This is a genomic window from Adlercreutzia equolifaciens DSM 19450 (assembly GCF_000478885.1).
Lineage (GTDB): Bacteria > Actinomycetota > Coriobacteriia > Coriobacteriales > Eggerthellaceae > Adlercreutzia > Adlercreutzia equolifaciens.
Genome location: NC_022567.1, coordinates 1,870,107 through 1,893,452, shown reverse-complemented (window position 1 = coordinate 1,893,452; position 23,346 = coordinate 1,870,107). Strand labels below are relative to the sequence as shown.

19 protein-coding genes and 4 tRNA genes are annotated in these 23,346 nt (G+C 63.2%); 16 read left to right on the top strand and 7 right to left on the bottom strand.

Annotation, left to right across the window (positions count from 1 at the left end):
* The first annotated feature begins 493 nt into the window (after positions 1-493).
* Positions 494-2,197, top strand: coding sequence for an FAD-dependent oxidoreductase (locus AEQU_RS07455; RefSeq protein ID WP_022740316.1), 1,704 nt, complete (start codon positions 494-496; stop codon positions 2,195-2,197).
* Between the two features lie 188 nt (positions 2,198-2,385).
* Positions 2,386-3,282, top strand: coding sequence for a LysR family transcriptional regulator (locus AEQU_RS07450; RefSeq protein WP_022740315.1), 897 nt, complete (start codon positions 2,386-2,388; stop codon positions 3,280-3,282).
* Positions 3,283-3,369: 87 nt separating this feature from the next.
* Here the strand turns inward: AEQU_RS07450 and AEQU_RS07445 are convergent, their stop codons facing one another.
* The 5 genes from AEQU_RS07445 to AEQU_RS07425 all read right to left on the bottom strand — a co-directional run bounded on the left by AEQU_RS07445 (position 3,370) and on the right by AEQU_RS07425 (position 10,099).
* Positions 3,370-4,083: a ferric reductase-like transmembrane domain-containing protein gene (locus AEQU_RS07445; RefSeq protein ID WP_022740314.1), complete on the bottom strand. Its 714-nt coding sequence runs from the start codon at positions 4,081-4,083 to the stop codon at positions 3,370-3,372.
* A gap of 493 nt (positions 4,084-4,576) precedes the next feature.
* The gene (asnB, locus tag AEQU_RS07440; protein ID WP_022740313.1) at positions 4,577-6,430 is read right to left on the bottom strand and encodes an asparagine synthase (glutamine-hydrolyzing); all 1,854 of its coding nucleotides are present in this window, start codon (positions 6,428-6,430) and stop codon (positions 4,577-4,579) included.
* A 93-nt stretch (positions 6,431-6,523) separates the two neighbouring features.
* Positions 6,524-7,255, bottom strand: a complete 732-nt coding sequence (gene cuyB / locus AEQU_RS07435) for a cysteate racemase (RefSeq protein WP_022740312.1) — start codon at positions 7,253-7,255, stop codon at positions 6,524-6,526.
* On the bottom strand, positions 7,252-8,652 hold the full coding sequence (locus AEQU_RS07430) for a carboxylate--amine ligase (RefSeq protein WP_022740311.1): 1,401 nt from the start codon (positions 8,650-8,652) through the stop codon (positions 7,252-7,254). Before AEQU_RS07430 ends, cuyB begins: the two co-directional genes overlap by 4 nt.
* A gap of 157 nt (positions 8,653-8,809) precedes the next feature.
* The gene (locus AEQU_RS07425) at positions 8,810-10,099 is read right to left on the bottom strand and encodes an aspartate aminotransferase type Ic (protein WP_022740310.1); all 1,290 of its coding nucleotides are present in this window, start codon (positions 10,097-10,099) and stop codon (positions 8,810-8,812) included.
* Between the two features lie 242 nt (positions 10,100-10,341).
* Here AEQU_RS07425 and putP point away from each other — a divergent pair, with 242 nt between their 5' ends.
* Together putP and AEQU_RS07415 are read left to right on the top strand one after the other, a co-directional pair.
* A complete protein-coding gene (putP, locus tag AEQU_RS07420) occupies positions 10,342-11,904 on the top strand; it encodes a sodium/proline symporter PutP (RefSeq protein ID WP_022740309.1) in 1,563 nt (520 codons plus the stop codon).
* A 368-nt stretch (positions 11,905-12,272) separates the two neighbouring features.
* On the top strand, positions 12,273-13,463 hold the full coding sequence (locus AEQU_RS07415) for an FprA family A-type flavoprotein (RefSeq protein WP_022740308.1): 1,191 nt from the start codon (positions 12,273-12,275) through the stop codon (positions 13,461-13,463).
* A gap of 59 nt (positions 13,464-13,522) precedes the next feature.
* Here AEQU_RS07415 and AEQU_RS07410 read toward each other — a convergent pair whose 3' ends face one another.
* Positions 13,523-14,686 (bottom strand): coiled-coil domain-containing protein, encoded by a 1,164-nt coding sequence (locus AEQU_RS07410; RefSeq protein ID WP_022740307.1) that lies wholly within the window; start codon positions 14,684-14,686, stop codon positions 13,523-13,525.
* 433 nt (positions 14,687-15,119) lie between these two features.
* Here AEQU_RS07410 and AEQU_RS07405 point away from each other — a divergent pair.
* The 10 genes from AEQU_RS07405 (at position 15,120) to rplA (ending at position 19,401) form a co-directional block, all read left to right on the top strand.
* Positions 15,120-15,204 (top strand) — tRNA-Tyr (locus AEQU_RS07405).
* Between the two features lie 5 nt (positions 15,205-15,209).
* A tRNA-Thr gene (locus AEQU_RS07400) sits at positions 15,210-15,285 on the top strand.
* Between the two features lie 3 nt (positions 15,286-15,288).
* Positions 15,289-15,365 (top strand) — tRNA-Met (locus tag AEQU_RS07395).
* Positions 15,366-15,445: 80 nt separating this feature from the next.
* Positions 15,446-16,648: an elongation factor Tu gene (tuf, locus tag AEQU_RS07390; protein WP_022740306.1), complete on the top strand. Its 1,203-nt coding sequence runs from the start codon at positions 15,446-15,448 to the stop codon at positions 16,646-16,648.
* Between the two features lie 115 nt (positions 16,649-16,763).
* Positions 16,764-16,913, top strand: a complete 150-nt coding sequence (gene rpmG, locus AEQU_RS07385; RefSeq protein WP_022740305.1) for a 50S ribosomal protein L33 — start codon at positions 16,764-16,766, stop codon at positions 16,911-16,913.
* Positions 16,914-16,936: 23 nt separating this feature from the next.
* Positions 16,937-17,013 (top strand) — tRNA-Trp (locus tag AEQU_RS07380).
* Between the two features lie 71 nt (positions 17,014-17,084).
* The gene (gene secE, locus AEQU_RS07375; protein ID WP_022740304.1) at positions 17,085-17,486 is read left to right on the top strand and encodes a preprotein translocase subunit SecE; all 402 of its coding nucleotides are present in this window, start codon (positions 17,085-17,087) and stop codon (positions 17,484-17,486) included.
* Positions 17,487-17,489: 3 nt separating this feature from the next.
* Positions 17,490-18,020 carry a transcription termination/antitermination protein NusG gene (nusG, locus tag AEQU_RS07370; RefSeq protein ID WP_041714608.1) on the top strand — a complete coding sequence of 177 codons (531 nt, stop codon included), beginning with the start codon at positions 17,490-17,492 and terminating at the stop codon, positions 18,018-18,020.
* A gap of 114 nt (positions 18,021-18,134) precedes the next feature.
* Positions 18,135-18,632 carry a 50S ribosomal protein L11 gene (gene rplK / locus AEQU_RS07365; protein ID WP_022740302.1) on the top strand — a complete coding sequence of 166 codons (498 nt, stop codon included), beginning with the start codon at positions 18,135-18,137 and terminating at the stop codon, positions 18,630-18,632.
* Between the two features lie 58 nt (positions 18,633-18,690).
* Positions 18,691-19,401 (top strand): 50S ribosomal protein L1, encoded by a 711-nt coding sequence (gene rplA, locus AEQU_RS07360; RefSeq protein ID WP_022740301.1) that lies wholly within the window; start codon positions 18,691-18,693, stop codon positions 19,399-19,401.
* A 56-nt stretch (positions 19,402-19,457) separates the two neighbouring features.
* Here the strand turns inward: rplA and AEQU_RS07355 are convergent, their stop codons facing one another.
* Positions 19,458-20,486 (bottom strand): NAD(+)/NADH kinase, encoded by a 1,029-nt coding sequence (locus AEQU_RS07355; protein ID WP_022740300.1) that lies wholly within the window; start codon positions 20,484-20,486, stop codon positions 19,458-19,460.
* A gap of 66 nt (positions 20,487-20,552) precedes the next feature.
* On the opposite strand from AEQU_RS07355, the gene murJ reads away from it, so the two are divergent.
* Positions 20,553-22,484: a murein biosynthesis integral membrane protein MurJ gene (gene murJ / locus AEQU_RS07350; RefSeq protein ID WP_022740299.1), complete on the top strand. Its 1,932-nt coding sequence runs from the start codon at positions 20,553-20,555 to the stop codon at positions 22,482-22,484.
* An 86-nt stretch (positions 22,485-22,570) separates the two neighbouring features.
* Complete coding sequence (gene map / locus AEQU_RS07345; protein WP_022740298.1) at positions 22,571-23,344, top strand: type I methionyl aminopeptidase; 774 nt, start codon at positions 22,571-22,573, stop codon at positions 23,342-23,344.
* Positions 23,345-23,346: the final 2 nt, after the last annotated feature.

The window sequence follows — 23,346 nt, the reverse complement described above, 5'->3', positions numbered from 1 at the left end:
CAACCGAAAGGGAGCCTCCGGGCTCCCTTTTCTTTGGTTGTCACCGCGTTTGCGATAGTAAGAGCGTCAACTGCGGAATCTCTGAGACAGCGAGATCGCGGCTGCGGCACTTCTGCGACAGCAAGAGCTAGTTTTCCCGATGCTCTTCTCTTGATTTGGAGCGTTTCAGCCTCTGGGGGTCTGTCGGTCAACTCAACCCTCGGTTTTTGCATGAGATCGACGGTTATGAGCGTCTCGGGGGTGCGGACTCCAAATTGGCCAGCCGACACTTTCGCAAAACCCCAGGTCGTTAGTATTGGTTAGCCGCGTTATACAAGATTCCCTCCACTCGAGACGCTCATAAGCGGCGATCTCATGCAAAAAGGAGGGGTTTCGCTGACGAACGCACCTACAAAATCTTCCTGAAGAACCCTCGGCAGCGTTTGTTATGCAAGGAGCCGGGCGGCGCGTATGCTTTTCCCAGGGAAACAGGCAACGACGAAGGAGGGTTCCCGTGGAAAAGAACACGAACGCGATGGAAAAGGCCAGCTGCGCGATGGAAGATGCAGCGCCGATGGGCGAGGGCATCTCCCGGCGCTCGTTCCTCGGCCTTGGCGCCTTAGGCGCGGCGGGGCTGGCGGCCTTAGGGCTTGCCGGCTGCGCCCCTCAAGCGAACAATGCCGCGCAGGCCGGTTCGGCCGATGTGGCGGCCGAGGCGCCGACAGCGGAGGAGCTTCCCGCCGCCGATACCGAGGAGAGCTGTGACGTGGTCGTGGTGGGCCTGGGAACGAGCGGGCTGGTGGCGGCCTCTGCCGCGGCTAAGGAGGGCGCGAAGGTCATCGGCCTCGATCGCTCGGCCTCCATGGGCGCCACGAATGCCGCGATGGTGTCTGGCGTGTGGGCCGTGGAATCCAGCCCCGAGCTTCAGTACGACAACCACCTGACCACTAAGGATATGTTCGACTTCATCTGGACGTCGACTCACTACCAGACCAACGCCCCGCTTCTGCGCAATGTGCTGCCGGCCTCAGGCAAGGGCATCGATCTTATGATCGAGGGCGGCGTGCCCTTCATGTTCGCTTTCGAGGGCGCTGACGAGAGCACGCTTATGCTGAACCGCGGCGGTCACATTTATGCCACCAGTGGGGCGGAGCGCGCCGAGGCGCTGCAGGGCATGCTCGACAAGTTCGGCGTCGATTCCCGTTGGGATGCCGAGGTCACCAACCTGCTCATCGAGGACGGCGTTGTGGTGGGCGTGCGCTATGAAAGCGGATCTATCGTGACCGACGTGCGCGCGAGCAACGTCATCATCGCCACCGGCGGCTTTATTCAGAACGAGGGCATGCTGCGCGACTACTACTCCGGCTCGGTCATGTACGGCACGGGCAACCAGTACAACGACGGCGCGGGCATCAGGCTGGCCCAGTCGGCCGGTGCCCAGATGGGCAAGAACTTCAGCACCTCTATCAATGAGTCCGGCGCCTGCAACATGAAGTCCGCCGACCGCTTCGTGAGCCTGTCGGATTGCAACGACACGCCGGTGTTCAGCCTGCCTTTGTTCGGCGGCCTCATGGTGAATAAGCACGGGTCGCGCTTCATGGACGAGGGCACCATGGCCAAGCACACCATGTACTGCGGCGAGCCGCTTCTGCGCGAGGGCGTATACTACATGGTGATCGACGACGGGCTCATCGACGAGCTGGCCACCACGCCTATTATGGACTTCATTTCCGAGGACGCTTTCGGCAACATGGCGCCGGGCGTTCAGATGGGCTTCATGGACAAGACGCTGACCGCGCTTCCCGAAAAGGTTCAGCAGGGCATCGACGAGGGCTGGATTTGGAAGGCGGATTCGGCCGAGGCGCTGGCTGAGGCCTGCGGGATGGAGAACCTTGCCGACACCCTGGAGGCCTACAACGGCTATTGCGCCACTGGCGTGGACGAGGAAATGTTCAAGGAGGCCCAATTCCTGCGCGCCGTGGACACCGGCTCGCTGTATGTAGTGGAGCTCGACATCGCGGCTTGGGTGACCTTGGGCGGCATCAAGACTGACGGATACTGCCGCGCCGTGGATGCCGATGCCAATCCCATCCCTGGTCTGTTCGTGGCCGGCGTCGACGGCGATTTTTGGGCCGTTCCCTACTTCGAGGGCGGCTCGGCCCAGGGCTTCTGCGTGGGCTCCGGGTATCTTGCCGGGGTGACGGCCGCCCAGGGCTAAGAATCGGGGTCGTCTTGGCGGCAGTTGGTTTGCGCTCTTCCCGAGGGCGCGATCTGCGAACCAGCGCCGATTGCTATCGCCTCCCCACGGGCGGGCGCCGTTTGCGCGGCGTCCGCTCTTTTGCGCGCTGGAAATCGGTTTACTAGCCGCTTTGGGGTATGATGGGGACAAGGGAAAGGGGAGCAGCGATGGATGTGCGGCAAATTGAGTATTTCGTTCTGGCGGCAAAGGCCGGCTCGTTCTCTGCAGCGGCGAAGAGCGCCTTCGTCACTCAACAAACGTTGTCGGCTTCGGTGGCGTCCCTTGAAGGCGAGGTGAAGACGCCGTTATTCCATCGCCGGCGTCAGGGTATCGAGTTGACCGACTTCGGCGCCCGCTTTCTGCCGAAGTGCGAACGCGTTCTGGAAGCCGTGCGGGAAGCTGAGGGGTTTGCCCTCCAGTGGCATGAGAGCACGCGCCATACGGCCACTTTTGCCTACGCCACCGCAAGCTTGCGGGAAAGCGGCCCCGGTTTCACCCTGGCAACCCTGCGAGGGTTCCGTGCCTCCTACGACGATGCGGATCTGCGGCTGTTCGAGTTGACGAGTGATGCTTGTCTGAAGGCGTTGGAGCGCGGGACAGTGGATATGGCGTTGGTTGCGGGTCGTCCCGATTCTGCGGTGTTCGAATTCACGCCCCTGATGGAGGGGCGCCTCCTTGTCGCTGTGCCTGAAAGGCACAAGCTTGCAACGCAGGAGGCGATTAGTTTCTCCGATTTGGCCGAGATTGACCTGTTTCCCACGCCTGATCTGGATGTGACCTACCGGCATATTGTCGAAGGGTTTGCCCGTTATGGCCTCACGCCCCGTTACGCCCCCGTCCCCTTTAGTTTGGAAGCAGCTCAGGAATTCGTACGATCGGGCCAGGGTGTCGATTTCTCGCCAGCGCACAATGCCGAAAGACCTCATGAGGGAATTGCCTATCGGCCCCTTGCGAGTGGAGATGATTTCACGCTCACTCTTGGGCTGGCCACTAAGCTCGGCGTTCCGGAAAAGCCCCTTGTGGCCGCTCTTAAAGAAGCCATTGTTCAAGCCGTTTCCGCGTAAGCAGTCGCAGTTTTCTGCGTGAGGCATATTTTGGAGAAAAACTAGCCGTTTTAGACACAGTAGTGATTTCAGACTGGTGGTTTGACGCTAAGCTGCAACGGCCTCCAGGTCGAGGTCGGGGGTTGCGGCGGTGGCCTCGGTGCGGCGGTCGGCGAGGGCTCTGCGGAGGCGCAGGACCACGTAGGCGCCCATGACGATGGAGTATACGGCGATGCTTAGCACGGCCACATCGTTGCCCGCAAGGGCGCTTGGCATGAGCAGCAGCGCCAGGTGCACGTAGGTGAGCACGTAGAAGGGGTAGGCGAGCCGCTGCACGCGCTTCCAGCTGGCCGCCTTCATGGCGTGCTTTACGCGCTGGGCCGACGTGACCCACAGCACCGCCATGAGCGCGGTGATCAGCGCCGCAAGTCCTAGCGAGAAGGCGAGATTGCCCGTAAAGGCGCTCGTCAGGCGCGGCACGTAGGATGCGGCGTAGAAGGCGATGTGGCCCACGGCGAAGATGCAGGCGAGGATGGACAGCTGTCGACGGATGGGCATGAGGTGGGTGCGCAGGGGGTTCTTCTCGCCGAGCACGCCCACGAACATCACGATGGAGAACAGCAGAAACGCCAGGGCGCACCGCTGCATGAGCGGCTGGAAGTACGACCATACCTCGTTGCGCACGCCGGTGGCCGACCCCCAGAAGTACAGCCCGAGAAGCGCGACGGCACCCAAGTAGAAGGGCACGGGGTATTTCTTGAGGGGCTTGGCGCACAGCCAGACCAGCGCGAAGGAAACGACAAGGGCGATGACAAATCTCATAAGGCCTCCTCGGGTCGTTCGATCGGGATCGAACTTTTCTCTTCTGATTGTCACAGTAGCATAGGGTGGGTTGCCGTGTCAGCAAAACATTTGTCATTTCTGGCGGCGTGATTTCGAGTAGTTGCAAACTGCGGGGCGTTCTGAAGATGCTTACCTCTTTTTAGTCGGGAGTGATTTTCGCGACTCTCCTCCAGGTGATCGAACTGTGACCCTTTCATGAACCTCGCTAATGTCGCGAAGAATACTCTTCCAGTCTGTATAATCCCACGTAGAGGCGGGCACCGGACAGATTCACCCCCCTCCCTCCCGATTTGCCCGGTGCCTCGCCTGTCTTGTTTCAAACCCTGTCTTTTCTCTAGACGAACTTCAGTCGTTTTCTTGTTTATGCAATCCCATCTTACTTCTGGCAGGTAAAAGCGCTTAGGCATCTGCGATGCTCGTGCAATCTTCCATGAGGATTGGCTTTGGGCATTCCCGCAAGCCAAAGGGATCGTCAGTCGAAGTACTGCTCGTGCCAGATGAGGAAGCAGTAGGCCGACCAGATCTTCTTCATATGGGAGCGGGCGCCGTGCTGGTGCTCGTCAAGTAGTGCATTCAAGCGGTCGGTGCGGAAGAAACGACGGGCACGCTCGCCGTTCAGTATCTCGCGCACCTGGGAACGCCAGGGCTCTTCCTGCAGCCACTGGGCGAGCGGGGTGACGAAGCCCTGCTTGGGCATGGCGGCCGTGGCTTGCGGCAGCGTGCGGGCTGCGGCGGCGCGCAGGGCGATTTTCGTCTCGCGGCGTCCGACGCGCTGGGAGGCGGGCAGCGTGCTTGCCAGGGCGAACACCTCGCGATCGAGGAAGGGAACGCGCAGCTCCAGCGACGACGCCATGGACATTTTGTCCGCTTTCAGCAAAATGTCTTGCTGCATCCACGTGAGGATGTCGGCGGTCTGCATGGCGGTGATTTCATCCGCCTCGATTTCCGCGAAGAGGGGCGCCGCAAGTTCCCAAGGAGTCGGAGCCGCGGCGCAGCGCGCGCCCAGCTCGGGCGCCAGAAGATCGAGCGCCTCGGCCCATGGGAAGTTGTATTCCAGGCGGATATAACGCTCGGGAAGCGGGTGCGCTCCGCGCATGAGGAAGCGCCGCCCGTGGGTGCCTTCGGGCAGGTGCCGGGCTGCGGCGGCCAGGGCGCGGCGGGCGGGCGCGGGCACCGTCATGTAAGGCGCAAAGGCAAGGCACTCCTGGTAGTAGGGGTAGCCGCCGAACAGCTCGTCGGCCCCTTCGCCCGACAACACCACCTTCACCGACTCGGCCGCCATCGCGCACAGGTGGTACAGCGGCACCGCCGAGGGATTCGGCAGGGGCTCGTCCATGGCGTACTGCACGGCGGGCACCGAGGCGAAGAACTGCTCGGCGTCGAGAATGCGCCCCTCGTTCGGCAACCCTGTGGCCCGGGCGAAGGTTGCGGCGGCTTCCAATTCCGAAAAGCGCCCCTCGCCCCAGCCGATGGTGAACGTGCGCGCCTCCATGATGCGGGCGGTCTCCCGGGCCACGAGGCTGGAATCCACCCCGGCCGAGAGGAAGCAGCCTACATCCACGTCGGCGATGGCGTGGGCCGTCACCGACTCCCGTAAGGCAGCCTCGATGGCCTCGGTGCTCTCCTTTAGACTGCGTCCCGCGTCGGGGGCGAAGCGCGGGACGAACCAGCGGCCGCGTTCCGCGCGCCCGTTGCGCCAGCGCAGCCAATGGCCGGCGGGCAACTTGCGAACGCCTTCGAAGAGGGTCTCCTCGTCGGGCAGGTATTCCATGCACAGCCAGTGGGCGAGCCGCCGCTCGTTCAGGCTCCGGCGTGCGTTCGGGTGCGCGAGAAGCCCCTTGATCTCCGAGCCGAACAGGATGCGGCCGCCTTCCACGGCGTAGTAGAGCGGCTTGATGCCGAAGGCGTCCCGGGCGCAGAAAAGCTCGCCCGTGGCGGTGTCGTACAGGGCGAAGGCGAACATGCCGCGCAGGCGGTCGAGCACTGCCTCGCCCCACTGCTCGAACCCGTGGAGCACCACTTCCGCATCGCCCTGGGTAGAGAAGGCGTGGCCCGCAGCGATCAGCTGCCGGCGCAGTTCCCGGTAGTTGTAGATCTCGCCGTTGAAGACGAGCACGAGCGAGCGATTCTCGTTGTAGAGGGGCTGGTTCGCCCCGGCGAGATCGATGATGGCCAGACGCCGGAAACCCAAGGCGGCCCGGCCGTCTTCGAAATACCCTTCCGAATCGGGCCCGCGATGGGCGATGGCATCGGCCATGGCGACGATGGCGGCGCGGTGGTCGTAGGTCTGGTCGTTCTCGTCGATAAAGCCGACAAAGCCGCACATAAGGGATCCTTCCTGAAAGCTCGTGTCGCAAAGCGCGGAAAACTTGCCAAGCTCCTGACCTGGTGATATCAAAGAAAACTGCAGGTCAAATGGCTAGTTTTGAAGTGACAAGTTTTTCGAGGTTTTCGACGGCCGGCCGGCACGCATGATGACGCAGTCGGCTAGTACGTCCAAGGCGTCTACCACGGGAAGTCCTGCCGCCCGCGTCACGCCGCCGAAGGCCAAAGACAGCTCGGTGCATCCGAGCACGACGCCGTCGCAGCCCGCAGCCCGCAAGGGAGCCGCCAGCCGCTCGAGTGCCGCCGCATCCACGGGCCGTCCTGCTTTCACTTCGTCGAAGATGACGCGGTTCACCTGCCCCTGGGTCGTCGCGTCCGGATAAAGGCAGTCCACGCCGAGCCGTGCGGCCTCGCGCCCGTACAGGTCGGCGGCCACGGTGCCGCTCGTGGCGAGCACGCCGATGCGCGCCAAGCCCACAGCGGATGCGGCGGCGGCAGTCTCGCGCACCATGTGGACGACGGGGATGCCCAAGGCGCCCTGCAGTTCGTCGAAGAAGCCGTGGGCCGTGTTGCAGGGCAGCGCCAGAAGATCGCAGCCGCAGGCTTCCAGAAGACGCCCATCCTCGATGAGCGCCTCGAGGGGAGAGCGGTCGCTTCGTCCCAGCAGAAACGCCGTGCGGTCGGGGATGGCCGTGTCGTTGAAGGCGAGGGTGCGCACGTGATCCTGGTCGCAGCGGGCCTCGGTGCGCTCGACGAGCCGCTGCAGGAAGTAGGCCGTGGCCGCAGGTCCAGTGCCGCCGAGCACGCCTACCAAGCGCCCGCTCACGATGCCGCTTTCGCACAGGCCGCCAGCCCGTCTGCCAACGGGAGCTCCGGCGAGGCGGAGGCAACATGCTCGTCGTCTTTGCCGGAGGCAGTCCCCTTCGTGCGGTGATCGGCTGTGGCCCCGGCGCCTTCCAAATCCTCCGCCGCCTTCTCCCGGGCCCGCTTATCCGCCATGGCGGCCCGGCAGGTCTTCCATTGGCGGAACGCGAAGACGAGGGGGTACAGGCGCCGGCGCAGGCTCTTCTCGGCCGGATAGTCCAGCGGATCGGCATCGCGGCCGAGCGCGTACAGCCCCCGCACCTCCCGACGCAGGGCGTCGTCGCGGATGTAGTCGAGCAGGATGGCCTTGGGCGCCACGGTGTAGAGCGACTCGCCCCGTGCCACCGTGAGCCCTTCGGGCAGGGGTCGGCCCAGCACGAGGTCGTCCATGAGCCAGCGGGCCACGTTGTCGCCGGCGGCGGTCACGTAGTAGTTGCTGCGACCCAGACGCGTGTTTATCTCGAAGAAACGGTGGCTGCCGTCGCGCGGGTCCACCTTGATGTCGAAGTTCGCGAAACCGGTGTAGCCCACGGCCTCCAGAAGGCGCGCGGCCTCGGCCACGATCGTCTCGTCGGTGCGGCTCACGATGGCGAGCGGGTTGCCCACGCCCATGGGCCGCATATCCTCCAAAAGCGTCTGGCCGAAAGAGGCGAAGCGCACCTTTCCGTCCCGATCGGAGTAGGTGGTGAGGATGCGCATGCTCGTGTCGTCGCCGGGGATCATCTCCTGGATGAGGAGCTTCCCCTCGTAGCGGCTGCTCTGCACGGCCGCAAGCGTCGCCCGAAGCTCCGCCGCGTCGCGCAGGAAGAAGACCTTCTGCTTGCCGGGGAAGTCGGCGTAGTGGTAGGCGGCCGAGGATGCGGGCTTCGCCACCACGGGGAAGGGGAAGGGAAGTGTCACGGTGGCCGGGTCGTCGCCGTCTGCGCTGGCGTCGAACACCACGGTGCGCGGCACGGGCACGCCGACTTCCGCGCACAGCTCATAGAAGCGATCCTTCTCGGTGAGTCGGTTCAGCAATTCCTCGCCAATGTAGGGGATGATGAAGGACTTCTCCAGCACGGCGCGGTTCTCGACGATGAGCCGCACGTACCAATCGCCGCAGCCGAGCAAAAGCAGCGGGCGGTTGCCGAAGCACTCGGCAGTGTTGGCCAAGGTGGAGAGGAGCACCGCCGGCCGCTCAAGGTGCGGCACCACGCGATTTACGAGGATGGAGGAGTCGCCGCACATGTGGCAGTCGGCCTGGGAAAGTACCAAGGGCACGATGCCGTAAGCTTCGTGGAAGGCCCGGGCGAGGCTGTAGGCGCCGATGTCTCCGCCGAGGATCACCGGCAGCACATCGGGGGCGTCCGTCTTCTCCATGAAACTCATCTCCTGAACATCGCTCGTTTTCGTTCAGGAGAAATGATAGGAAAGCCCTCCATTACGCTTCCCATAGCAAAAGCTGACGAAAGCGTAAGGAGGGCGTAACTTTTCCTTACGACGAGCCGCAGCGCGAGCCTGCTCGAAGAGGAGGGGCCTATCCCTCGACGAGTTGCTCCAGGGCGGCCAGCTTCACGCAGCAGGTGAAGACGTCCATGGCCTCTTCCAGCTCCTCCAGAGGCGGCAGCGACGGGGCGATGCGGATGTTGGAGTCGGCCGGATCGTCGCCGTAGGGCCAGGTGGCGCCGGCGCCCGTCATGACCACGCCCGCCTCCTTGGCGAGGGAGACGATGCGGCGCGCCGTGCCGGCCGGTCCCTCGAAGCTCACGAAGTAGCCGCCGCGCGGCGAGGTCCACGTGGCGATACCGGCCTCGGCAAGCTCTTCGGCCAGTTTCTTTTCGACGAGCTCGAACTTCGGGCCCATGAGGGCGCCGTGAGCGGCCATATGCTCGGGCAGGCGCGCGCCCTCTTCCAGGAAGCGGGCGTGACGCAACTGATTGAGCTTGTCGTGACCGATGGCCTGAACGCCCAAGTGCCGCTTGATCTCGGCTATATTGGCGGGGCTTGCGGCCAAAGCGGCCACGCCCGCGCCGGGGAAGGTGATCTTCGACGTGGAGCCGAACTTCAGATAGCGATCGGGGTTGCCCGCCTCACGGCAGGCCTCGGCGATATCGAGCACGATGTCCTGCTCGGCCGGATCGTCGGAGAAATGGTGCACGGCGTAGGCGTTGTCCCAGAAGATGCGGAAGTCGGGGGCGGCGCATTCCATGGCGGCGAGGCGGCGCACCGTCTCATCGGAGTAGGTGATGCCGGAGGGGTTCGAGTACTTCGGCACGCACCAGATGCCCTTGATGGTGTCGTCGGCGGCGACGAGGCGCTCCACTTCTTCCATATCGGGGCCGTCCTCGCAAAGGGGGACGGGAATCATCTCGATGCCGAGATCTTCGCAAATCGAGAAGTGCCGGTCATAGCCGGGAACCGGGCAGAGCCACTTCACTTCGGGCAAGCGCCCCCAGGGCGTACTTCCCAAGGCGCCGAACACCAGGTAGCGCACCATGGCGTCGTACATGGCCGTCAGGCTCGCATTGCCGAGCACGATGACGTTCTCTGGCTCATCGTCCAGAAGCGTTGCCATGAGCCGTTTCGCCTCGGGGATGCCGTCGAGCACGCCGTAGTTGCGGCAGTCGGTGCCGTCCTCGGCGGCAAGGTCGGCGGCGGAGTCCAGCACATCCAGCAGGGGCAGCGACAGTTCCAGCTGTGCGGCCGAAGGCTTCCCGCGGGCCATGTTCAGCTTGAGGCCCCGGGCCGCCATCTCGCCGTAGCGGGCGCGCACCTCGGCTAGCTCGGCCTCCAATTCCGCCTTGGACATCTCTGCGTAGCGCGGCATATCCCGTCCTTTCGCCGTAAAACTGCTCGTCTGCATAAGATACGGAGTGTCACTCCATCGCGGTAAAGTATAATCCCAAAGGTCAGTGAAACGACACGGAATATGGCGCTTCGCAAGAATGGCTGGCCATACGGTGTCGGTTTCGGCAGGGCGGCGTTGGGGGCTGGCCCGCTGGCGCCTCTTGCCGAAACCGACCCTGGGAGTTCCAAACGTGTTGCAAGGATTCTCGCGGAAGGGGAAACATGATCGAAAGCGATATGCAAGTCGTACTTGCCATGCTGCTCTACTTCGTCGTAGTAGTAGTCATCGGCTTTGTGTACGCCAAGCGCTCCAACTCGTCGTCCGAGGAGTACTTCCTCGGCGGCCGCGGCCTGGGACCGTGGCTCACGGCCCTGTCGGCCGAAGCGTCGGATATGTCGGGGTGGCTCCTCATGGGCCTGCCCGGCGTGGCCTACTTCACCGGCGCGTCGGATGCCATGTGGACGGCCATCGGCCTGGCCATCGGCACCTATCTGAACTGGAAGTTCGTGGCCAAACGCCTGCGCAAGTACTCCGAGAAGGCCGGCAACGCCATCACGGTGCCCGACTTCTTCTCCAACCGCTTCCATGACACGAAGCACATCCTCATGACCATCGCCGCGGTCATCATCCTTTTGTTCTTCACCATCTACACCGCCTCCTGCTTCGTCACCGTGGGCAAGCTGTTCGCGACGCTGTTCGGCTGGGACTACGGCGTGATGATGATCATCGGCGCCATCATCGTGTTCCTCTACACGTTCATGGGCGGCTATCTCTCGGTGTGCACCACCGATCTCGTGCAGGGCACGCTCATGTTTCTGGCCCTGGCCACGGTGTTTATCGGCTCCGTCACCGCTGCGGGCGGCGTTGAGAACACGGTGACCTTCCTGCAGAACATTCCCGGCTTCCTCTCCGGCACCGAGATTGCCACGCCCCTGCTCGATGAGGCGGGCAACCAGCTCATCGAGGGCAACGAGCCCATGTTCGGTCCGGCCGGCACCTACGGCATCATCACCATCGTGAGCGGCCTGGCATGGGGTCTCGGCTACTTCGGCATGCCCCAGGTGCTCATCCGCTTCATGTCCATTCGCCACTCCGACGAGATCAAGAAGTCGCGCATCATCGCCATGATCTGGCTCGTGGTCTCCCTGTCCTCAGCGGTGTGCATCGGCCTTATCGGCCGCGCGGTCATCCCGACCGAGTTCCTCACCCAGTCGGCGGCCGAGTCCGTGTTCATCGTGCTGTCGAAGATGCTGCTGCCGAGCTTCTTCTGCGGCCTGGTGGTCTCGGGTATCTTCGCGGCGGCCATGAGCTCCTCTTCCAGCTACCTGCTCATCTCCGGTTCCGCGGTGGCCACCAACATCTTCAAGGGCCTCATCAAGCGCGATGCCACCGACAACCAGGTCATGATCGTGGCCCGCATTACGCTGACGGTCATTCTGCTTCTGGGCATCTTCTTGGCCATGGATCAGAACTCCTCCATCTTCGACATCGTGTCCTACGCCTGGGCCGGCTTCGGCGCGTCCTTCGGCCCGCTCATGCTGTGCTCGCTGTATTGGCGCCGCACAACGCTGCCGGGCGCGGTGGCCGGTATGCTCACCGGTGCAGTGACGGTGGTGGCCTGGAAGAACCTCATTGCCCCGCTCGGCGGCTGGTTCGCCGTGTACGAGCTGCTCCCCGGCTTTTTGCTGGCGCTGCTCGTGATCGTGGTGGTCTCCAAGCTCACGCCTGAGCCCAGCAAGGAAGTCACCGACGACTTCGACACCTATATGGAGCTTGACGTGTAGATCGTCTCTCGTCCTGCCTTTGAGCCGCCTCCGGGCGGCTCTTTTGGTTCACGTTGCAAAAACTTCTGAAAAAATGGTCACAAACTCTAGTTCTGGGTTTCTCTTCTCCTCTCTTTGCGGCATATGGCGCTGTAGGATGAAGAATCAGTCGAGAGAATACACGAGAAACGATATTAGTTTTTGAAAGAAGATGCGGTAGGTTAGATTATTGCGGATTCGGAAAACCCAAAAGTCGCTTTTGTGGCCAATACCTCCAAAGTTTATGCAACGCAGATCCAAACGATTCTCCAACAGGGGCTGTTTGCGTGGCTTCGTGGTCGCGTTTCGGGCTACCATGCGAACGTCAACCGCGAGACAAGGAGAGCGATATGTTGAAGGCCATCGAGATCAAGCCCGACGTGTTCTGGGTGGGCGGCATCGATTGGAACGAGCGCAACTTCCACGGCTACACCACCGAGCGCGGAAGCACCTACAACGCCTATCTTATCCTCGACGAGAAGATCACGCTCATCGACACCTGCAAGAAGCCCTTCACCGGCGAGCTCATCGACCGCATCGCCGACATCATTGATCCTGCCTCCATCGACTATATCGTGTCGAACCACGTGGAAATGGATCATTCCGGCGGCCTTCCGGCTTTGGCTGAAATCGCCCCGACAGCCGCCATCGTCACCGGCGCGCCCAAGGGCGTCCAGGGGCTTCGCGCCCATTACGGGGACGGTCTTAACCTCGTGGGCGTGAAGACCGGCGACACCCTTAACATCGGCAAGCGCACGCTCGCCTTCGTGCAGACGCCCATGGTGCACTGGCCCGATTCCATGGTTACCTATGACGAGTTCGACGGCATCCTGTTCTCCAACGATGCCTTCGGCCAGCACTACGCCTCCTCGAAACGCTTCGATGACGAGGTGGGGCTGCCGGAGGTGCTCGTTCAGGCGCAGAAGTACTACGCCAACATCGTCATGCCCTACGGCAAGAATGTGGAAGCGGCCCTAAAGGCGCTCTCCGGTCTTGCCTTCGATATGATCGCCCCGGCCCACGGCATCATCTGGCGCAGCCATGTGCCGGAGATCTTGGAGATGTACGAGAAGTGGAGCAGCGGCATCCCCGAGGAGTACGCGCTCGTGGTCTACGATTCCATGTGGCACACCACCGAGGCCATGGCCACGGAGATCACCGAGGCCTTCATCGAGATGGGCATTCCCGCGCGCTTGCTCGATCTGAAGGTGAACCACATCTCCGATATCATGGCTGAGGTGCTGGATGCGCGCTACATCGCCGTGGGTTCGCCGACGCTCAACAAGACGATGATGCCCACGGTGGCGTCGTTTCTCTGCTACATGCGCGGTTTGGCGCCGGCCGGGCGCGTCGGCATTCCCTTCGGCAGCTACGGCTGGGCGCCCATGGGCCCCAACGAGGTGTACCAGGCCCTGGAGAGCTGCAAGTTCACCCTGCCGGAGGCTCCGCTTACCCACCAATGGGTGGAAGATGAGGAGGGCCTGAATGCCCTGCACGACGCTATTGTCGACTATGTGAGCCTCTTCCACGGGAAGGCTTAAAGACCGGCACGAAAAAGGGGCTCCCGTCGGGAGCCCCTTCGCTAGCTGGCAGATGCGCCCTAGTAGCGCGTGTAGATCATGCCGGAATGCACGGCGGAGATCTTCACGACGTCGCCGGTGCGCGGCGCGTGGATCATCTGGCCGTCGCCGATGTAGATACCGCAGTGGTGATCGTTGCAGCAGATGTCGCCCGGCTTGGGGTTCGAGACGCGCGTGTAGCCCATGAAGCTGGCGGCGGTGCCCAAGCGGCTGTGGCGGCCGAGCAGGCAGTAGCTCACCAGGCCGGAGCAGTCGTAGGAATCCGGCCCCACGGCGCCCCAGGAATAGGGCTTGCCCAGCTCGCCGTAGGCGCGATCGACGGCCGTGCCGCCAACGGTCTGGGGCTTCGAGTTGTTCGACGAGCCGCCGCCGGAGCTGCCGGAGCCACCGCTCGAGCTGCCGCCGGAATTTCCGCCGGAGCCAGATCCGCCACCCGAATTTCCTCCGGAGTTGCTCTGCTGCTGACGGCGCTCTTCCTCCTCGGCCTGGCGACGGGCCTCTTCTTCAGCGGCCTGGGCGGCGGCGAGTGCCGCGGCCTCGCGGGCCGCCTCTTCCTCGGCGAGCAGCTGGGCCGCTTCCTCGGACAGGGAGTTGTAGGTGTCCTGCATCTGGGAGACGAGGCTCTCGGCCTCTTTCTTGACGGCCTCGGCCTCCTCGGCCTTCTGGGCGGCGACGTTGCGCTGCTCCTCGTAGACGGCCTTCTCAGATTCCACCTCGGAGCGCAGGGTCTTGGTTTCCTCCACCATGTCGGCGTCGTTCTGGTTCATATCGTTCAGGAGGTCCCAGTTCGAGGCGAAGGCCTGGAACGTGGTGGCTCCCAGAAGAAGATCGAGGAACGTAGACGAGCCGGAACGGTACATGGAGCGGGCGCGGTTGCCGAGCTTGTCCTGCAGCTCGCTGATGCGCGAGGAAGCGGAATCGATGCGACCCTGAGCCTCGTCCATGCGGGCCTGGGCATCGTCGCGCTCGGTTTCAGCCGCATAGAGGGAGACCTCGGCGCGGTCGAGCTTCTCCTGCATGGCGTTGAGCTTCTCAAGTGCCGCGTTGGCCTCGGCCTGCTTCTCGGCGGCCGTGACGGCGTGGGCTTTGGCGGGCATGAGCGGGGGCAGGCACAGCGAGATGCCGAAAGCGGCCGCTCCGCCGACGAAGGCGCGTCTGCTGAAGGGACGTGTATGCTCACTCATATAAAAGTATCCTCCTGGTTGAGCATCTAGTGCGTTGGGGCAAACTAGTTTCATATCATAGCACGGATGGCGCCTCTTCACGACCCCCACAGAAGGGATTCACAAGCCGACCTCAGCCCATCCGCGCGGGAATTCGCGCCGTTCGCGGCCGAAAAAAATCATGAGTGAGGGAGGATTTCCATACCTTGGGGGAGAGGTGCGCTTTCTCATCCAACATATGGTGTCCAAGTGTCTCTATATATAGTAAGAAGAAAGCGCGGTTGCCGAGTTCCTCGTTCGAGGTTGGGGAGGAATCGTGGAGACACGCCCGGGGGCGTGTAAATGGTTGACACGCTTGTTGCCGTAGCGTATTATTCCGTTCGCTCGCTTTTCGCGGAACAACGCGAAAGACGGGTGGCAGCTTGAAAAGTACACATGAATTAAGCGCCGAAATGGGCGTGTGCCCGAGTGGTTAAAGGGGACGGGCTGTAAACCCGTTGGTTATGCCTACCTAGGTTCGAATCCTAGCGCGCCCACCATTTCTGCCTGTGTAGCTCAGTCGGTAGAGCACTTCGTTGGTAACGAAGAGGTCACCGGTTCAAGTCCGGTCGCAGGCTCCACTTGGCGGTGTAGCTCAGTTGGTCAGAGCACACGGTTCATACCCGTGGCGTCACTGGTTCAAATCCAGTCACCGCTACCATTTAGATTTACCGCGTCCTTTCTGGGCGCGTTTATTTTGTTGCAATTCGTTTCGCAATCACCCTTGAAGGAGGATGAAACATGGCTAAGGAGAAGTTCGAGCGCTCGAAGCCGCATGTTAACATCGGCACCATCGGTCACGTCGACCACGGTAAGACGACGCTGACGGCCGCCATCTCCAAGACTCTGTCCGAGAACGACGGCTCCCACGGCACGGCGCACGCTGACTTCACTGCCTTCGACATGATCGACAAGGCCCCCGAGGAGCGCGAGCGCGGCATCACCATCTCCATCGCTCACATCGAGTACGAGACCGATACCCGTCACTACGCTCACGTCGACTGCCCCGGTCACGCCGACTACGTGAAGAACATGATCACCGGTGCGGCCCAGATGGACGGCGCCATCCTGGTTATCGCTGCTACCGACGGCCCCATGGCCCAGACTCGCGAGCACATCCTGCTCGCCCGTCAGGTGGGCGTGCCCTACATCGTGGTCTTCCTGAACAAGTGCGACATGGTCGACGACGAGGAGCTCATCGAGCTCGTCGAGATGGAAGTTCGCGAGCTGCTCGACAGCTACGAGTTCCCGGGCGACGACACCCCGATCATCCGCGGCTCCGCTCTGAAGGCCCTGGAGGGCGACAAGGAGTGGCAGGAGAAGGTTTGGGAGCTCATGGAGGCTGTGGACTCCTACATCCCGACCCCCGACCGCGACGTCGACAAGCCGTTCCTGATGGCTGTCGAGGACACCATGACCATCACCGGCCGCGGCACCGTTGCCACCGGCCGTGTGGAGCGCGGCGTGCTCCATGTGAACGACCCGCTGGAGATCGTGGGTATCCGCGAGACCCAGAACACCGTTTGCACCGGCATCGAGATGTTCCGCAAGCTGCTCGATGAGGCCCAGGCCGGCGACAACATCGGCTGCCTGCTGCGCGGCATCAAGCGCGAGGAGATCGTCCGTGGCCAGGTTCTCTGCAAGCCCGGTTCCGTGACCCCGCACACCGAGTTCGAGGGCCAGGTCTACATCCTGACCAAGGAAGAGGGCGGCCGTCATACCCCGTTCTTCGATGGCTATCGTCCGCAGTTCTACTTCCGTACCACCGACATCACCGGTGTGGCGCACCTCCCCGAGGGCACCGAGATGGTTATGCCGGGCGACAACGTGACGATCAAGGGCGAGCTCATTCACCCCATCGCCATGGAAGAGGGCCTGAAGTTCGCTATCCGCGAGGGTGGCCGTACCGTGGGCTCTGGTCGCGTGACCAAGATCTTCAAGTAAGTCCTTCTTACTGAGTGATTTCGCGGGGCCTGTCTTTTGCGAGGCAGGCCCTGCCCCCTGCGCTTCATGTGTATGATCAACCCTGCGTTTCGCTTTATAGGTAAAAGGAGAATTCATGCGTACTCTGGTCACTCTGGCCTGCACTGAGTGCAAGCGCCGCAACTACACGACCAAGAAGAACAAGCAGAACAATCCTGACCGCATCGAGCTCAAGAAGTACTGCAAGTGGTGCAACGCCCACACGGTGCACAAAGAGACCCGATAAGAGGTTAAGGAAGAAACAGGCATAGGCCAGTAGCTCCAATTGGTAGAGCGGCGGTCTCCAAAACCGCATGTTGGGGGTTCGAGTCCCTCCTGGCCTGCCAGCTTGTTTTCGTGAGCAGCCTAGAGGCTGCTTTTTTGGCGATTAGACAAGAGACTTTCCATAAGGAATTCCATGGCAAAGAAATCCAAGACACAGAAGGCCAAGGCCTCCGCTGCCCGTCAGCAGCGCAAGGCCAACCGCGAGCTGGAAGAGCAGAACCCGACTTCCGTTGCCGAGGCGACGGAAGAGAAGAAGGGCGGCCTGTTCAAGAAGGGCTCCGAGGACAAGTCTGCGTCTTCCAACGATACCGCGAAGTCCTCCAAGAAGGACGACAAGCCGAAGAAGAAGCGCTTCCAGTTCTTCCGTGACGTGAAGTCCGAGATGAAGCGCGTGACGTGGCCGACCCGCACCGATGTGCTCCGCTGGAGCGGCGTCGTGGTGGTGGCCCTGCTGTTTTTCGGCATCTTCGTGGCGTTGCTGGATAACGTGATTATCACGCCGCTGCTCGTGTTCATCTCTGGGATTGGGGCGTAATCGATGGCTAAGAAATGGTACGTGCTGCACACCTACTCGGGCTACGAGAACAAGGTGAAGTCGAATCTCGAGCAGCGCATCGAGGCCATGGGTCTCGAGAACAACGTCTTCGGCATCGAGATCCCCACGGAGATGGTCACCGAGATCAAGGAGGGCGGCCGTCGCGTGGAGAGCGAGAAGAAGGTGTTCCCGGGCTACGTGCTCGTCCGCATGGAGCTGGACGACCGCAGCTGGGCCGCCGTTCGCAACACGCCGGGCGTTACCGGTTTCGTGGGTAGCCAGGGCAACCCCCAGGCGCTGACCCGCGACGAGTACAACAAGATCATGAAGCGCACGAGCCGCGAGGCTCCGAAGAAGACCTCCACGAACCTCGAGGTCGGCCAGTCGGTGAAGGTGACCCACGGTCCTCTCGCCGAGTTCGACGGCACGATTTCCGAGGTTATGCCCGATGCGGGCAAGGTCAAGGTCATGGTCTCCATCTTCGGCCGCGAGACCCCCGTCGAGCTTTCCTTCGACCAGGTGGCCAAGATCTAATTTTGCAAGCACTTTGACTCGATCGTCGTGCCCGCGTGGACCGGGGCTTCTCGCGGCCTTCGAGTTTTGAGTGATAGAGAAGTAAACGTCGATTCATCTGAAAGGTAGTCACAGATGGCTGACAAGAAAGTCACTGGATTTGTAAAGCTGCAAATCCCCGCCGGCGCTGCCAATCCGGCCCCGCCGGTAGGCCCGGCCCTTGGCGCCCAGGGCGTCAACATCATGCAGTTCTGCCAGGCGTTCAACGCCCAGACGCAGGACCAGGCCGGGACCATTATCCCGGTCGAGATCACGGTGTACGAGGACAAGTCCTTCACCTTCGTGTGCAAGACCCCGCCCGCGGCCGTGCTCATCAAGGAGAAGCTCGGCATTAAGAGCGGCGCCGCCATTCCGCAGATTCAGGTGGCCGGCACGCTGACCGAGGATCAGCTCCGCGAGATCGCCGAGATCAAGATGCCCGACCTGAACGCCAACGACATCGAGGCGGCCATGGAGATCGTGGCCGGCACCGCCCGCTCCATGGGTGTGCGCATCGAGGGCCGCGAGATGAAGAAGAAGTACGTGCCCAGCCGCAAGGTTGCCGCCATGCTTCAGGGCAAGGCCGTCGACTAAGTTTGATTCAACAGTGGAAGGGTGAGAAGCGCCCGCCATTACCACGAAAGGAAATGCAATGACTAAGCACGGAAAGAAGTACGTTGAGGCCGAGAAGCAGATTCCGGCCGAGCCGGTGAGCCCGCTCGCCGCTATGAAGCTGCTGAAGGAGATCTCCGTGGCCAACTTCGACGAGACGGTGACCGGCGACTTCCGCCTGGGCATCGATACCCGTCAGGCCGACCAGCAGCTGCGCGGCACCGTGAGCCTGCCCAACGGCTCCGGCAAGACCGTCCGCGTGGCCGTCTTCGCCGAGGGCGCCGCTGCCCAGGCCGCCGAGGAGGCCGGTGCCGACATCGTGGGCACCGACGAGCTCATGCAGCAGATTCAGGCCGGCGAGTTCAACTTCGACGCCGCTGTGGCCACGCCCGATCAGATGGGCAAGGTCGGCCGTCTCGGCAAGATCCTCGGCCCCCGCGGTCTCATGCCCAACCCGAAGCTCGGCACCGTCACCAACGATGTGGCGAAGGCCATCAAGGAGCTCAAGGGCGGCCGCGTGGAGTACCGCGCCGACCGTTACGGCATCGCGCACGTCGTCCTCGGCAAGGTGAGCTTCACCCCCGAGCAGCTCGCCGAGAACTACGGCGCTGTCTACGACGAGATCCTGCGCATGAAGCCCGCCGCGGCCAAGGGCAAGTACGTCAAGTCCATCACCGTGTCCGGCACCATGACTCCCGGTGTTTCCGTGGACTCCTCTGTGACCCGCGCCTACACCGAGTCCGCCGAGTAAATCGACGATTCTCTATCGAAGAGCAAGGGCCCCGCTTCGGCGGGGCCCTTTTGCGTTTACTCCCCGAAGAAGTCCTTGCTGATGCGGTCGTAGAAGGAGGCGCCGTCGGCGCGCAGGAGCGTGACGTCGAAGGGCGCGCACTGCACGTAGATCTTCCGCAGGGGCGCGTCGAACGGAACGATATCGCCGTCGACGAACAAGGTCGCCTCGCGGAACTCGTCGGTGTCGTCGAAGCCTACCTCGATAACGTCGCTGGCATCGGTGACCACGGCGCGGGAACGCAGGGTGTGGGGCGCAAGCGGCACGGCGATCATACCCTTGAAGCCGGGGGAGACCAAAGGGCCGCCGGCCGAGAGCGCGTAGGCCGTCGAGCCGGTGGCCGTGGAGACGACGAGGCCGTCGCCGCGCATGCGGGCCACGTCCACCCCCGAGACGTTCAGGGTCAGCTCGATGATGCGTCCCATGGCACCGCGGGTGATGGCCGCCTCGTTCAGGGCGAAGAACTGCCGTGCGCCGGAGAGCCCCCGGCCGTTGACGCCGAAGCGGCCCGGGACGGGCGTCCAGGGGGCGCCTTCGGTCTCCCCGGGCCTGCGAACCGAAGGAGGGGTGGCGGCGCTCGGCTTCGCGTTCACGTCGGGCCTGTCCCAGGCGGCGCCTTCTCCGGCCCCGTTCGCCTCCCCGTACGGATCGTGCTCGCCTTCGCAAACCACCTCGATGGAGAGAATGCTGCGGCGCTCGGCGCGCAAGTCGCCGGCCAGGGCCTCGGCCACCAGCGGCACCACGCCATCGGTATCGGCGTTGGCGAGAAACCCCAGCCGTCCGAAGTTGATGGGCAGGATGGGAACCTGGCGGTCATGGAGCAGGTGTACGGTATGCAGCACGGTGCCGTCGCCGCCGAGCACGACGACCAGCGCCAGCTGCCCGGGCAGCTGCGCGCGCACGTCACGGCGCCCTTGGTCGGTGCCAAGCGACGAGGAATCGACGAGCAGCGCCTCGATTCCCTGGCTCGTAAGATAGGCGGTGAGCAGCAGCGAGGCGTCAACAGCTTGCGGGTTGGAGTTATTGCGTACGACAAGTATGTGCATGGGGCTCTGCTTTCCGAGTTTGCTATGATGGATGAATTATACCGCTCATCATCGAAGAGTTCGCCCATGTCCGACAAGCTCCAACGAGCCCGTCATATACGCTCGAATCCGCCCGACCCGACGGATAGGAATGCTGCGCCCCGCAACAACCCGCGGGCGAACGCCGAGGCGCGCATTCCCGCCCGCGGTCGCCATCGCGGCGTGGACAAGACGCTTCTGCGTCCCCCGACCGACCCGGGCGCTACGGGGCTCATCCCCGTCGTCGGCTCCCATGCGGGCCTCGACCGCACCATCCCCGGCGCCACGTCCGAGGCGTCCATCCGCCAGCAGGAGGTGATCGTCGCCGAGGCCGCCGAGGCCGAGGCTGCGGGCCGTGGTGGCGCGAACGCCGGCGAGCTGTCGGCCGAATCGGTGGGGGCGAGCGCGGCCCTCATCTCCATCTGTGTCATCATCTCCCGCATCACCGGCTTCGCCCGCACCTGGGCCATGGCCTTCGCGTTGGGCTCCACCTTCGTCTCCAGCTCGTACCAGGTGGCCAACAACCTGCCGAACATGCTCTACGAGCTGGTCATGGGCGGCATGCTCATCACGGCGTTTCTACCGGTGTACCTCTCGGTGAAAAAGCAGCTCGGCGACAGGCGGGGCAACGAGTACGCATCGAATCTGCTCACCATCGTCGTGGTGCTGCTCGCTATCGTCTCGGTGCTCTGCATGGTGTTTGCCGGGCAGATCATCTACACCCAGAGCTTCTACTCGAACCAGGACGAGATGGCGCTGGCGGTGTTCTTCTTCCAGTTCTTCTCCATCCAGATTGTCTTCTACGGCGCCTCCTCCATTGTGTCGGGCCTTCTGAACGCGAACCGCGAATATTTTTGGTCCTCCTTCGCACCGGTGTTCAACAACCTCATCGTCATCGCCTCGTTCATCCTATACGCCGTCATCGCCCAGACCGATCAGAACCTGGCCTTTCTCGCCATCGCCATCGGCAACCCCCTCGGCGTCTTCGTGCAGATGGCCTTCCAGATTCCCGCGCTCAAGAAGGTGGGCATCCGCCTGCGCCCCCGCATCGACTGGCGCGATCCGGCGCTGGTCGACACGCTGCGCCTCGGCGCGCCCGCGGTGTTCGTCACGGTGTGCTCGTTCGCCACGGTGTCGGCCCAGAACGCCGCCTCCTACGTGTTCGCGGACAACGGCCCTTCGGTCATCGCCTACGCACGGCTGTGGTTCACGTTCCCGTACTCGTTCCTCGCAGTGCCCGTGACCACCACGCTGTTCACGGAGCTATCGGACATGCAGGCCGATGGGAACACCCGCGGTGTCATCGCGGGCATCATCGACGGCACGCGGCAGATTCTCTTCCTCATGATCCCCATGGCGCTCTACCTCATGGTGTTCGCGACACCGCTCGTGACGCTGTACCATATCGGCGCGTTCACCGCCGATGCCATAGGCCAGATCGCGAGCTATCTGGCCGTCATGGCCGTGGCGCTGCCGTTCTACGGGGTGAACGCCTACTTGAACAAGATATTCAGCTCCATTCGGCGCATGGGAGTCTTCTCGGTCATCAACTTTGCGGCGGTGGCGGCCCAGGTGGCAGTCACGCTGGGGGCGGCCTGGGCTTACCAGCAGGGACTGGACGTCACGTTGGAGTCCATTGCGGCCTCGACCATCGTCTCCTACGTTATCGGCGACGTAATCGCCTTCGCGTACCTGCGGCTGCATTTCGGGCCCATGGGGCTCGGCGCGGTGATGCGCTCGTTTATCGTGGCGCTCGCCCTGGGCGGCGCCGGAGCCGTGGTGGGCTACGGGGTGCTCGTGGGGCTCACGCTCGGCTTCGGGCCCATGGACGGCAGCGTCGTCCGCGCCTTCGCCTACGTGGTTGCCGGCGGGTGCGCGGCCCTCGTCGTGACGTTCGGCCCCGCCGTGCGCGGCGATTGGCCCGAGGCGTCCTTCATTTCGGGCGCCGTCCGCAAAGTCGCCCGGAAGCTGAGGCGATAACGCGACGCGTCCGCGCGCACGGTGCGCGCCGTGCGAGGTCGCAGGGCCTCGGGCAGATAAGATCAGCAAGCAGAAAGCGTGATTCCATGGCAGTGAAGTTGAAGTCCCCGGCTCAGATCGAGGCCATGAAGGAGGCGGGCCGCGTGTCGGCGCTGGCGCTGCGGCGCGTGGGCGAGGCGGTCGAGTCCGGCATCACCACGGCCGAGCTGGACGCCATCGCCGAGAAGGTCATCCGCGCCGAGGGCGGCGTTCCGTCCTTCAAGGGCTACGGCGGCTTTCCCGGCTCCATCTGCGCCTCGGTGAACGACGCCGTGGTGCACGGCATTCCCTCGAGGAAGCTCGTCCTGCGCGAGGGCGACCTCATCTCCATCGACACCGGGGCCATCGTGGACGGCTGGGTGGGCGACAACGCCTGGACGTATCCGGTGGGCACGGTGGCACCCGAGGTGCAGCGCCTGCTGGAGGTGGGGGAGCGCTGCATGTGGGAGGGGCTCGACAACGCGCGTCCCACCAAGCGCCTCGGCGACATCGGGCACGCGGTGCAGTCGCTGGCCGAGGCGGCCGGCTACTCGGTGGTGCGCGACTACGTGGGCCACGGCATCGGACGCGAGATGCACGAGGATCCGAACGTCCCGAACTTCGGGCGTCGCCGCACGGGGCTGAAGCTTCTGCCGGGCATGGTGCTCGCTATCGAGCCTATGGTGAACATGGGTACCCGCAAGGTGAAGCAATGCTCTGACGGCTGGCTCGTGCGCACCCGCGACGGGAAGCCCTCGGTGCACTTCGAGAAAACCGTCGCCATCACCGAAGACGGCCCGGTCGTCCTCACCACCGAGGAAGGCCATCCGCGCCCCGTGTAGGC